We start from the raw sequence: 12880 nt of genomic DNA on the forward strand, positions 1-12880 counted from the left end.
TCACTAAGAGGGGAAAAGTTGGGGCTATACATGCAAGAAATATCAAATTTACTGGTGAAAAACAATTTTATGAATCAGCCCACCTATCTAAATGTGGGTCTCTAGACATGTATGCAATCATGAAAGCCTTATACGATGCTGGTTTTGATGGATACCTAAGACCAGATCATGGCAGAATGATTTGGGGCGAAGAAGGTAGAGCGGGTTACGGTCTTTACGATAGGGCTCTAGGTGTTGCTTACTTGAATGGACTTTGGGAAGCGATAGATAAAGCAAATAAAAAGTAGAAATTAACTTGGACCTGGCCTTTCTTTTAAGCCAGGTCCAGGTAAAAATATCAGTGGATGATAATTGCCACCTATCTTATAAATTATTATTTACGATTAATAAAATTGGCTTTTTATAGGCGGGTTTTTGCCTAATATGCCAGAATAGAGGAATTATGATTAAAAAATTAAGTAAAATTATCCTGGGTCTTTTTGCTGTATGTTTATTTGCATCATGTGGGAATAGTGGACCTAATGCAGGAAAAACAATTATAAGGGTTGGTCACAACCAATCTCAAAATCACCCTACTCACAAGGGATTGTTGGCTTTTGAAAAATATATTGAAGATAATTTGGGAGATAAGTACGATGTGCAGGTATTCCCATCAGAATTATTAGGTTCGCAAACAGACATGGTTCAGTTAACCCAAACTGGAGCTATAAATATGGTTGTAGCAAGTAACTCAATTCTTGAAACTTTTGATGATTTCTATGAAATCTTTAACCTACCATATTTGTTCGCTTCAAGTGATGCCTACCATGCAGTTATGGATGATAAGTCTATAACAGATCCTATTTTCACTTCTACTAGAGAGGGTGGACTTGAAGCAGTAACCTGGCTTGATGCTGGTAGCCGTTCATTCTATACTATAAAAAAACCTGTAGAAAAACCAGAAGACCTAAAGGGACTTAAAATAAGAGTACAACAATCACCTACAAATGTTAGAATGATGGAACTTTTGGGTGGTTCAGCATCTCCAATGGGTTTTGGTGAAGTATATACAGCCCTTCAATCAAATATAATTGACGGTGCAGAAAATAATGAAATGAGTTTAACAGATAATGGACACGGTGAAGTTTGTAAATACTATTCTTATGATATGCACCAAATGATACCAGATATAGTTCTTGCTAACTATGAATGGCTTGAAAGTCTTGGAGAAGACAGGGCAGTATTTGACGAAGGTTTTAAAATTTTAAACAAGGTTCAAAGAGAAGAATGGACAAAGGCCGTAGAAAATGCCAAAAAAGGTGCAGAAAAAATGGGAGTACATTTTTACTATCCTGATCAAAAACCTTTTGTAGATGCAGTAGCACCACTAACACAAGAAGTTTTATCGAGAAATGAAAAATTAAAACCAATTTATGAAAAAATCCAAGAATACAATAAAAAATATCCAGCTAAGGAGGCCAAATAAATGAGAAAAGCCCTTGAAAATTTAATGAAAATCTTAACAGCTGGTACGCTTTTAACTATGCTAGTATTTGTTGTTTGGCAAGTATTTACCAGATATATCCTTTCAAATCCTTCAACATGGTCTGAAGAGTTAGTATCCTATTTATTTGCTTGGTCAACACTTTTCGGAGCAAGCCTCATTGTTAGTGAAAGAGGCCACATGAATATACCTGTATTGATTGATACTAAGTCAGTAAAAACACAAAAAAATGCTAGTATATTTTCCGAAATAATGATATTCCTATTTTCATTAATCGTATTAACCTATGGTGGTTATAGGATTACAAACCTAGCTTTAAACCAGCTAACATCATCACTTGGTGTAGCTGTTGGAATATTCTATATACCTCTACCAATATCAGGAATCATAAATATGATATTTTGTATATTAAATATTAAAGATATTTTAGACGGTAAGGTTGAGTTTTTCCAAGCTAAATCAGCTTCAGAAATTTCTGAAAGAATGGCTAATGATGCCAGCGAAGTTTCAAAATATGAAAACGAAGACCTAAATATGGGAGGTAAATAATGGGTGGACAAGCACTAGCAGTAATATTAATAGTTTTAGCGTCATTGTTGATAATAGGAGTACCTATTGCGTTTTCAATAGGTATAGCATCAATAGTGACAATAATGTCAACCGTACCTTTACACGTAGCAGTTTTAACAGCAGCTCAAAGAACCTTCGTAGGTATGAGCTCCTTTACTCTCACAGCCATTCCATTTTTTATCCTAGCAGGCAACTTCATGAATGAAGGTGGTATAGCAAAGAGATTAGTTGACTTTGTAATGGCGATTTTAGGTAAGTTACCAGGAGCACTTTTGGTAACAAATGTAGGAGCTAACGCACTTTTTGGTGCAATATCAGGTTCAGCATCAGCAGCCGCAGCTGCAGTTGGGTCTATGGTTAAATCTGGAGAAGAAGAATTAGGTTATGACCATGGCTTATCAGCAGCCACAAACGGAGCATCAGCTCCAGCAGGACTCCTAATCCCGCCATCAAACGCTCTTATAACTTACTCCCTAGTATCAGGTGGTACTTCTGTAGCGGCTTTATTCTTAGCAGGATATATACCTGGATTAATTTGGGCTTTAGCTTGCACAATAGTAGCTGTAGCCGTGGCTAAGAAAAAAGGCTATAAGGGAACCGAAGGTAAGTTCTCTTGGTCAAATCTCGCAAAAGCAACACTTGCAGCCCTACCATCTCTAGGATTAATTGTAGTCGTAATCGGTGGTATTGTAGCAGGAGTATTTACAGCAACTGAAGGTTCTGCAATATCTGTAGTATATTCGCTTATACTTGGACTTTTATATAAGAATTTAAACTTCAAAAAAATAATAAATATTTTAGTAGAATCAGCAAAAATGAGCGCAATAGTTGTATTCTTGATAGGTGTATCAAATATCTTATCTTGGGTAATGGCCTTTACAGGTATTCCACAAATGATTGGCAATAGCTTGTTATCAATTACAAAAAACCCAGTAATCATATTATTGATTATGAACGTAATCTTATTAATATCTGGAACTTTTATGGACGTTACTCCAGCTATCTTAATATTTACACCATTATTCTTACCTATTGTTCAAGAATTTGGTATTCACCCAGTACAATTTGGTCTAATAATTGTTTACAACCTATGTATAGGAAACATTACACCACCAGTAGGAAATACTTTGTTCGTTGCAATTAAAATAGGTGACACTACCCTAGCTAAGGTAATGCCATATATGCTAAGGTACTATGCCCTTATTTTGTTAGGCTTATTATTAGTAACATATGTACCTGCCATATCTTTAGGCCTACCTCAGGCAGCAGGCTTAATCTAGAAAAATTTTAGCAAGGGTTCATAAATCCTTGCTAAAAGTACTTATAGATGTAAAGAAGAAAATTTATAGATTTTGTTATCATTAAGGAGGATACTTTGAAAAAATTTTTAGATGACAATTTTATGATTCAAAATGAATTTGGTCAAAATCTTTACCACAAATACGCAAAAAACATGCCTATTTTTGACTTCCACTGCCACCTTGAGGCAAAGGAAATTTATGAAAATAAAAACCTTCCTTCAATAACTTATGCTTGGCTTGGTGGAGACCATTACAAATGGAGGGTGATGAGGGCAAATGGAATTGATGAAAAATACATCACTGGACATGCAGATGATTTTGCGAAATTTGAAAAATATGCAGAAATCATGCCAAAACTAATAGGCAATCCAATCTACCATTGGACTCATCTTGAACTTAAAAATTACTTTGGTATAGACTATCCGCTTAATAAGGAAAATGCAAGAGAAGTTTTTGATAAGTGTAACGAATTACTTGCTAAAGATGAGTACAGACCAAGAGGCTTAATCGAGATGAGCAAGGTTGCTGCAGTTTGTACAACAAATGACCCAGCAGAAGAGCTAAAATACCACAAACTATTAGCAGCAGATGATAGTTTTAAAGTAAAGGTAATACCTGCCTACAGACCAGATAATGCACTCTATATCGAAAAAGAAGGCTTTGCTGACTATATCAGGAAATTATCAGATGCATCTGGAATTGAAATAAAAAATTATACTGATATTAAAAAAGCTCTAGTAAAGAGGATGGAATATTTCAAAGAACTAGGATGTATGGCTTCTGACCAAGCCTTTGCCTTTATACCTTACAAGAGAGCAAGCGAAGAAGAATTAAACGATATAGTTAAAAAGAAATTATCAGGCAAAAGTGTTTGCCCTGAATGCGAGGAAAAATACAAGACAGAAATGGCAATTTTTCTAGCAAAAGAATACAAAAAACTTGATTGGGCAATGGAAATCCACGTAGGTGTTATCAGAAATAATTCTAAAGTCCTCTTTGATAAGCTTGGGGCAGATGTGGGTGGAGACGCACAAAACGATCTAGCCTATGCAGAAAATTATGCAAATTTACTTTCGGCTTTTGAAGAAAATGACGGTCTTCCAAGACTTTTAGTTTTCCCATTAAATCCAAAGGATAACTACCCAATAGCCACAGTAGGTGGATCTTTCAATAGGGCCAACAATACAGGCTTGCAAGATGTTCAACTCGGCACAGCTTGGTGGCACTTAGATCACAAAGAAGGAATGATTGAACAAATGAAGGTATTTTCTTCAGTTGGAGTTTTTGCTAACTTTGTAGGTATGCTAACAGATTCAAGGTCTTTCCTATCCTATCCAAGACACGAATACTTCAGACGTATCCTATGTGATTTTGTAGGAGGCATTGTAGAACGTGGTGAATATCCAGCTGACGAAGAATTTTTAGGCAAGATGATAGAAGATATTTGCTATAACAATGCCATTAAATTTATTAAAATAGACTTGTAAGATTTATTGATAAGCTTAAAGGCGAAAAATATTTATAATAATTAAAAAAGGAGTTTATATGAGTAAAATTCAAATAATTTCAAGAGTCTTAGAACTAGGTATAGTGCCCGTTGTAAGGGCAGAATCAGCTGACCAAGCAATCGAATTTTGTAAAGGTCTTATAGATGGTGGTATTAATACACTTGAAGTAACATTTACAATTCCAAACGCTATAGAAGTATTTCAAAGAATTCAAAAGGAACTTCCAGAAGATACCTTACTTGGTGCAGGAACAGTTTTAGACCCAACAACAGCCAGACTTGCTATAATGAACGGAGCTAAATTTATAGTTTCTCCATCATTTGACAAAGAGGTTGCAAAAATGTGCAACATTTACAACATCCCTTACATGCCAGGCTGCGTAACACCAGCAGAAATGCTTGAAGCATACAAATACGGAGTAGACATCATCAAACTATTCCCAGGTTCCCTTCCAGGACCATCATATGTAAAAGCAATCCACGGCCCATACCCACATTTCCAAATCATGCCAACAGGTGGTGTAAGCCTTGAAAACATCAAAGACTGGTTTGATGCAGGCGTAGTAGCAGTAGGAGCAGGATCAAACCTAGTTAAGGGCAGCAGAGAAGAAATAGCACAAAAATCAAGAGAATATTTAGAAAAAATTGCGGAGGTAAGAAAATAATGAGTAAAAAAGTAGTAACACTTGGCGAGATAATGCTAAGACTTTCAACACCAGGATATGAGAGATTTGTACAAGCAAATAGCTTTGATGCTATCTATGGTGGTGGAGAAGCAAACGTAGCAGTTTCACTAGCAAACTATGGTTTTGATGCATACTTTGTAACAAAACTTCCAACCCATGAAATCGGACAAGCAGCAGTAAATTCCCTCAGAAGATACGGCGTAAACACAAACTACATCGTAAGAGGCGGGGACAGAGTTGGTATCTACTACTCAGAAACAGGTGCTTCATCAAGACCATCAAAGGTAATCTATGACAGAAGCAACTCTGCAATAGCTGAAGCAAAGGCAAGCGAATTTGACTTTAAGGAAATCTTTAAAGATGCTAAATGGTTCCACACATCAGGAATCACACCAGCAATTTCAAAATAAGGTGCAGAAATCACAAAAGAAGCAATGAAGGCTGCTAAGGCTGCAGGTGCAAAGGTATCAATCGACCTTAACTACAGGGCTAAACTATGGACACCAGAAGAAGCTCAAAAGGTAATGAGAGATTTAATGCAATATGTAGACGTATGTATAGGAAACGAAGAAGACGCATCCCTATCACTAGGCTTTACACCAAAGGGACTAGATGTAACAAGCGGTAAGCTAGATGTAGAAGCATATCACGAAATCTTCAAACAAATGAAAGAAGAATTCGGCTTTGAAATGATCGCATCAAGCTTAAGAGAATCTTACTCAGCATCTGATAACGGCTGGTCAGCCCTAATCTATGATGGCAAAGACTTCCACCAAGCTCCACAATACGATGTAAGAATCGTAGACAGAGTAGGCGGCGGCGACAGCTTTGCAGCAGGACTAATCACAGGCCTACTAGATGGCAAATCTCCAGCAGATGCCCTTGACTTTGGTGTAGAAGCATCAGCTCTAAAACACACAATCAAAGGCGACTACAACCACATGTCTAGAGAAGAAGTAGAAGTACTTGTAGGCGGAGACACATCAGGAAGAGTTCAAAGATAAGATAAAAAGGAAATGAGGGATTTTCCCTCGGAATAAGATAAAATCTAAAAAAGATAAGATTTGGATTTTATCAGATAATAGGCAACCTTAGGGAGGGCAGTCCCCTCCCTATCTTTACAAAATATTGGCAAACGCTTTCGTAAGATAAAAACGATTGGCATATATTACTTATCATTAATAAAAGAGGAAAAGGAGATATAAATGGCAGATAGAAAATTAAAATTCGGAATAATTGGTTTTGGTACAGAAGGTTCAATGTATGGTAACTTCATCTCAAAAGATATGGTACCAAATGTAGAAGTAACAGCAGTATGTGATATAGACAAAGAAAAACTTGAAAAAGCTAAGGAGCTTTTCCCAGAAGCAGCAATGTTTGAAGACTATAGGGAAATGATAGACTCAGGACTTGTAGAAGGAATCGTAACCTGCGTACCTCACTATCTTCACCCAGAAATGGCAATCTATGGCCTAGAGCATGGGGTAAACGTACTAAATGAAAAACCAGCAGGCGTCTATACCAAACAAGTAAAAGAGCTAAATGAAGTAGCTAAGAAATCTGACAAGGCTTATGCTCTATTTTTCAACCAAAGAACAAACCCACTTTACAGAAAATTAAAGGAAATTCTAGATTCTGGAGAACTAGGCCCAATCAGAAGAACAAACTGGATCATCACAACCTGGTGGAGACCAGATGCTTATTACAAACAATCTGAATGGAGAGCAACCTGGGGCGGCGAAGGTGGTGGAGTCCTTGTAAACCAAGCACCACACCAATTAGACCTAATCCAATGGATGACAGGTGCACCAGACAGGGTATACTCAAGCGTACACTACGGCTACCAAAGAGACATAGTAGTAGATGACCAAGTACACTTCATAATGGAATATGATGATGGAAGAACAGGCGTATTTGTAACAAACACCAACGAAATCATCGGCACAGACAGACTAGAAATCGTATGTGACGGCGGAAAAATCGTAGTAGATGACTCTAAAAAGGCAACAATTTACAGACTAAAAGAAACAGAAAACGACCTAAACGCAAGAATGACTTTAGAAGATGTAAGAATGCTCTTTGCAGGTCAAATGAAATTTGATGACCTCTATGATGTAGAAGTAATCGAAGAAAACTCAGTTTGGGGCGGCCAACACTGTGAAGTAATGAAAAACTTTGCGGCTCACATCCTAGACGGTGAAGAGCTTCTAGCAAATGGAGCAGAAGGAATCAACGGCGTAAGACTAGCAAATGCAGTTCACCTATCAAGCTGGTTAGGCGAGCCTGTAAGCGTAAAAGACTTTGACGATGATAAGTACCTAGAGCTTTTAAACGAAAAAATTAGAGAAGAAGGAAAATTCGAAGAAAGAAAGTAAGACTATGCTAAAAGTTGGAGTAATTGGACTAGGGACAGTATCTCCCATCCACCTACACTCAATAAATCAATCGCCACACGCAAGACTTGCAGCGGTTTGTGATATAGATACAGACCTTGCCAAAAAAAAGTGTGATGCCACTCATTGTGACATCACACCAATCTATAGCGATTATAAGGAAATGATAGATAAGGAAGATTTGGATGTAGTTCACATCTGCCTTCCTCACTATCTCCACGCGCAGGTTTCTAAATATGCCCTAGATAAAGGCCTTCACGTATTTTGCGAAAAGCCGGTAGATATTGGCTATAAAGAAACAAAAGACCTCTATGATCACTATATGAAATACAAGGGCAAGCAAAAACTTGGTATCTGCTTTCAAAACCGCTACAACAACACAGTGGTAAAACTAAAAGAAGAACTTGAAAAAAACAAGGAAGAAGTATTTGCAGTAAAAGGCTTAGTCACCTGGTTTAGAGACATGGCTTATTACAAGCAGGCCCCATGGAGAGGTACAAAAAAAGAAGCTGGAGCTGGAGTAATAATCAACCAAGCCATCCACACCCTAGACCTCATGGCCTATGTGACAGGCAAGGATTGGAAAAGCCTAACAGCCACCCTAAGTAAGCTTATGAATAAAGAAATCGAAGTAGAAGATACAGCAAGTGCCTTTATCAAATATGAAGACGGAGTAAACGGCTTATTTATAGCAACAAACGCCTACTCAATTACAGATTCAATAGAGCTTCAAGTAATATCACAAAAGCAAAAATACACTATCAAAGAAAACAGACTATTTGACAGAAACTTAAATCTGCTAGCAGAAGATGATAAATCAGACCAAACCAAGGACTACTACGGGGCAGGTCATGAAAAGCTAATCAACAAATTTTATGAGGCAATCATAAATGACACAGATGATTATTGCGACCTAGCTGATGCTATGGAAACCATGCAAATCATCCAAGCGATGATGGATTCATCAGAAACTGGCAAGGAAATAAAGAAAGAGGACATAGTAAATGACTAAAATCGGAGTACAAGCGTCAACAGTAGTTGATGCATTCAAGGAAATTGGACCTTACGAAACCTTCAAAAAACTTAATGAAATCGGCTACAAATCAGTAGAAGTATCTCAAGTTGAAACAAGCAAGGAAAATATTGACCAAATCATAAGAGCCTGCAAGGACTTTGACATGGAAGTAGCTTCAATGTCAGCAGCAGTAGAGTCAATGTTTCCTGGCCAAGAATCGTTAGATACAGACTTTGACAAAATCGTAGCAGATTGTAAAGCAGTAGGCACAGACCTACTAAGAATAGGCATGCTTCCATTTGATAAGATGGCAAGCCTAGAAAAGGCAATAGAATTTGCTAAAAAAGCCAATGATTTTGCCCTTAAATTAAAAGAAGAAGGAATCAAGCTTTACTACCACAACCACCACGTAGAATTTGTAAGATATGACGGCAAATACCTCCTAGATATCATAGCAGAAAATGCTCCAGAGCTAGGCTTTGAGTTAGATGTTCACTGGGTACAAAGAGGTGGAGAAAATCCTGTAAATATCCTAAAGAAATACGCAGGTAAGGTAGAACTAGTCCACCTAAAAGACTACGAAGTAATGCCACTAACCATGGAAGATGTAGACTTATTAAGGACAGATATGGAAGCCTTCAGACTTGCCTTTGACAACAGGGTAAGATTTGCTCCACTAGGCCAAGGATCACTTCCACTAAAAGAATGTGCAGACCAAGCCATAGCATCAGGTTGTAGATACTTACTTGTAGAACAAGACTCATCCTATGGCAGAGATCCATTTAATGAACTAAAAATCTCTTATGATTGGTTAGTAGCAAATGGCTATGGAGACCTATTCTAATGGCAGTAAATAAAAAAGACGGCATGAACTACGCCCCAGTTGGCAAGGCCAATAGGGTTGTAGAAGATGGCAAGTTTAAGGTAGCAGTAGCTGCCTTAGACCATGGCCACATTTATGGCATGTGCAATGGCCTTAAAGAAGCTGGAGCAAATATAGTTTATGTCTATGACAAAGACCCTAAAAAAATCGAAGAATTTAGAGAAAAATTTCCAGAAGCTAAGCCAGTTGACTCACTTGATATAATCCTAGAAGACCCAGAGATAAATATGGTAGCAGCAGCGGCCATCCCAAATCTAAGGAGTGCCCTAGGTAATAAAGTCATGAGGGCAGGCAAGGATTATTTCACAGACAAGACAGGTTTTACAAGCCTAGACCAACTAGCAGAAACTAAAAAAGTATATGAAGAAACAGGCAAGAGATACTTTGTCTACTTCTCAGAAAGACTCCACGTAGAAGGAGCAATCCTTGCAGGAGAATTAATCAAAGAAGGAAGGATTGGAAAAGTCCTCCAAGTAACAGGCTTTGGCCCACACAGCCTAAATAAGGAAAGCCGTCCAGATTGGTTTTTCAAAAAAGAAGAGTACGGAGGAATCCTAGCAGACATAGGAAGCCACCAAATCGAACAATTTTTATATTACACTGGCAACGAAGATGCAAAGGTTATCTCAGCCAAGGTAGCAAATTATGCCAATCCTGATACACCAGAGCTAGAAGATTACGGCGATGCCACTCTAGTAGGTGAAAATGGAGCGACCTTCTTCTACAAGGTCCACTGGTTTAGCCCAAAAGGCCTATCAACTTGGGGAGATGGCAGGACCTTCATTACAGGCACAAAAGGCTATATAGAAGTTAGAAAATACACAAATGTAGGCGAAGAAGCCACAGGTGACCATGTATTTGTAGTAGATGAAAATGGTGAAGAGCACATAAGAGCCAATGGCAAAGTAGGCTTCCCATTTTTCGGGGAAATGATCCTAGATTCTCTAAATGGCACAGAAAATGCCATGACCCAAGAGCATATATTCAAGGCCCAAGAGCTTTGCCTACAATGCCAAGATCAAGCTATCGTAATTGAAGCAAATTTATAAAAAATATTATTAAGAGAGAAATTATGGAAAAAAATATTAAGCCATTTGGCATGAAAGACAAATTAGGCTACATGTTTGGTGATTTGGGCAATTGCTTCTCCTTTGCCCTAGCATCAGTATTTTTCATGAAATTCTACACAGACGTTATGGGCGTTAGCCCAGCTGCTGTAGGACTAATGATGTTAGTAGCCAAGGTAGTAGATGCCTTTACCGACATAGGTATGGGACAAATAGTAGATAGAACTCCACCAACCAAAGACGGAAAATTCCTTCCATGGATTAAAAGAATAGCAGGTCCAGTTGCCCTAGCAAGCTTTATGCTATATCCATCATATTTTAAATATATGTCAATGGGCTTTAAGCTAGCCTGGATGTATGGAACCTATATACTTTGGGGATCAATTACCTATACAGCAATTAATATTCCTTACGGATCAATGGCATCAGCCATATCTGAAAACCCAGACCACAGGACCCACCTATCAACATGGAGGACAATTGGTAGTCAACTAGGTAACTTCATCATAGCAGTTGTTGGACCAATGTTTGTTTATTACCAAGACCAAGCTGGTCATGAAGTTTTATCAGGCACAAAGATGGCCTACTTTGCCCTAGCTTGTTCAATCTTAGGAATAATTGCCTATATTTTCTGCTTTAAGCTTACAACAGAAAGGGTAAAAATTCCAAAAAGTAATGAGAAATTCTCCTTCATAGGCACTTTCAAGGTGATGTTCTCATCAAGGGCCCTTATAGGTCTAATCCTAGCATCACTTTTCTACCTCCTAGCAGTAATGGCAGTAGGTGGAATGAATTCATACTTATATCCAAACTACTTTAGAAATGTAAAGGCAATGAGTTTTGTAGGTACAACCCAGATGGTAATAACCCTTATCATGGCTACAATTGTACCAAAACTTTCAGCAAAGTTTGGTAAAAAAGAAGTAACAGTATTTGGTCTACTTTTATCAGCAGCAAGCTTTTTTGCAGCATACTTTTTACAACTAGAAGATGTAAAAGTATTCGTCTTCCTTGTAATTCTTTACCAAATAGGAATAACCTTCCAAGGTATCACTTCTTGGGCAATGATTATAGATGTAATCGATGATCTAGAAGTTTCTAAGAGCAGGAGAGATGATGGGGCTATCTATGGAGCATTTTCATTTTCAAGAAAACTTGGCCAGGCAGCAGCCTCAGGTCTAACTGGATTTTTATTGACCATGATAAATTACAGCCCAGAAACTAAATTTGATCCTCAGGTAACAGCAGGGATTTATAATATATCAACCCTCTTACCTGCAGTAACAATTTTATTAGCAGCCATCGTTTACCTTGTTATTTACCCACTTAATAGAGATAAGGTATATGAAAACGCTGAATTCTTACACAATAAGAGATTAAATAAATAGGAGATATCATGCAAAACATAAATAAGCCTTTTGGCATTAAGGATAAGATAGGCTATGCAGCCGGTGATATCGGTAATAACTTTACCTTCACCTTAGTATCATCCTTTCTTATGTTATTTTATACAGACGTATGGGGCATAGAACCAAAAACAGTTGGTACACTTTTCGTAGTTGCAAGAATAGTAGATGCCTTCACAGACGTAGGCATGGGAACTATTGTTGATAGATTTACTGGAAATAAGGACGGTAAATTTAGACCATTTATCAAGTGGGGAGCCATACCAGTAGCGGTAGCAGGCTTCTTGCTCTTCCAATCAGGACTAAAAGACCTCCCTTATGGCACAAAATTAATAGTAATGTATGCAACCTACCTATTATGGGGTTCATTCTGCTACACCTTTATCAATATTCCTTATGGTTCAATGGCATCAGCCATCACTCCAGATGCTGACCAAAGAACAGAACTTTCAACCTTCAGGACCCTTGGTGCAACAATAGCTGGTCTTATAATAGGCTTTGTAACACCTTACCTAATCTATAAAAAAGTAGCAGGCCAACCAGACATGCTCCTTGCAGATAGGTTCCCA

Annotated in this window: 12 protein-coding genes and 1 pseudogene; all 13 read left to right on the forward strand. The window is 37.8% G+C overall.

Annotated elements, in window-relative coordinates; translation table 11 throughout:
- Nucleotides 1–287 (forward strand): mannonate dehydratase (locus RQ907_RS04395; protein ID WP_311492180.1); only part of this gene is annotated, 287 nt, incomplete at its 5' end.
- 155 nt (nucleotides 288–442) lie between these two features.
- Nucleotides 443–1465, forward strand: a complete 1023-nt coding sequence (locus RQ907_RS04400) for a TRAP transporter substrate-binding protein (protein ID WP_311492181.1) — start codon at nucleotides 443–445, stop codon at nucleotides 1463–1465.
- A complete protein-coding gene (locus RQ907_RS04405) occupies nucleotides 1466–2032 on the forward strand; it encodes a TRAP transporter small permease (RefSeq protein ID WP_311492182.1) in 567 nt (188 codons plus the stop codon).
- The gene (locus tag RQ907_RS04410; protein WP_311492183.1) at nucleotides 2032–3333 is read left to right on the forward strand and encodes a TRAP transporter large permease; all 1302 of its coding nucleotides are present in this window, start codon (nucleotides 2032–2034) and stop codon (nucleotides 3331–3333) included. Before RQ907_RS04405 ends, RQ907_RS04410 begins: the two co-directional genes overlap by 1 nt.
- Nucleotides 3334–3428: 95 nt before the next feature.
- Nucleotides 3429–4841: a glucuronate isomerase gene (gene uxaC / locus RQ907_RS04415; RefSeq protein ID WP_311492184.1), complete on the forward strand. Its 1413-nt coding sequence runs from the start codon at nucleotides 3429–3431 to the stop codon at nucleotides 4839–4841.
- 58 nt (nucleotides 4842–4899) lie between these two features.
- A complete protein-coding gene (locus tag RQ907_RS04420) occupies nucleotides 4900–5526 on the forward strand; it encodes a bifunctional 2-keto-4-hydroxyglutarate aldolase/2-keto-3-deoxy-6-phosphogluconate aldolase (RefSeq protein WP_311492185.1) in 627 nt (208 codons plus the stop codon).
- A pseudogene (locus RQ907_RS04425) lies at nucleotides 5526–6551 on the forward strand (PfkB family carbohydrate kinase). The gene RQ907_RS04420 and the pseudogene RQ907_RS04425 overlap by 1 nt, the downstream one beginning before the upstream one ends.
- 201 nt (nucleotides 6552–6752) lie before the next feature.
- Entirely contained in the window at nucleotides 6753–7922 is a 1170-nt protein-coding gene (locus RQ907_RS04430) for a Gfo/Idh/MocA family protein (RefSeq protein ID WP_297689758.1), read from the forward strand.
- Between the two features lie 4 nt (nucleotides 7923–7926).
- On the forward strand, nucleotides 7927–8952 hold the full coding sequence (locus RQ907_RS04435; RefSeq protein WP_297689757.1) for a Gfo/Idh/MocA family protein: 1026 nt from the start codon (nucleotides 7927–7929) through the stop codon (nucleotides 8950–8952).
- Nucleotides 8945–9799, forward strand: coding sequence for a sugar phosphate isomerase/epimerase (locus tag RQ907_RS04440; protein ID WP_106461476.1), 855 nt, complete (start codon nucleotides 8945–8947; stop codon nucleotides 9797–9799). Before RQ907_RS04435 ends, RQ907_RS04440 begins: the two co-directional genes overlap by 8 nt.
- Nucleotides 9799–10887, forward strand: coding sequence for a Gfo/Idh/MocA family oxidoreductase (locus tag RQ907_RS04445; RefSeq protein ID WP_311492186.1), 1089 nt, complete (start codon nucleotides 9799–9801; stop codon nucleotides 10885–10887). Before RQ907_RS04440 ends, RQ907_RS04445 begins: the two co-directional genes overlap by 1 nt.
- A gap of 23 nt (nucleotides 10888–10910) precedes the next feature.
- Nucleotides 10911–12293, forward strand: a complete 1383-nt coding sequence (locus tag RQ907_RS04450; protein ID WP_311492187.1) for a glycoside-pentoside-hexuronide (GPH):cation symporter — start codon at nucleotides 10911–10913, stop codon at nucleotides 12291–12293.
- An 8-nt stretch (nucleotides 12294–12301) separates the two neighbouring features.
- A partial coding sequence (locus RQ907_RS04455; protein WP_311492188.1) for an MFS transporter occupies nucleotides 12302–12880 on the forward strand: 579 nt, incomplete at its 3' end.

Source organism: uncultured Anaerococcus sp. (assembly GCF_963510575.1).
Classification (GTDB): Bacteria; Bacillota; Clostridia; order Tissierellales; family Peptoniphilaceae; genus Anaerococcus.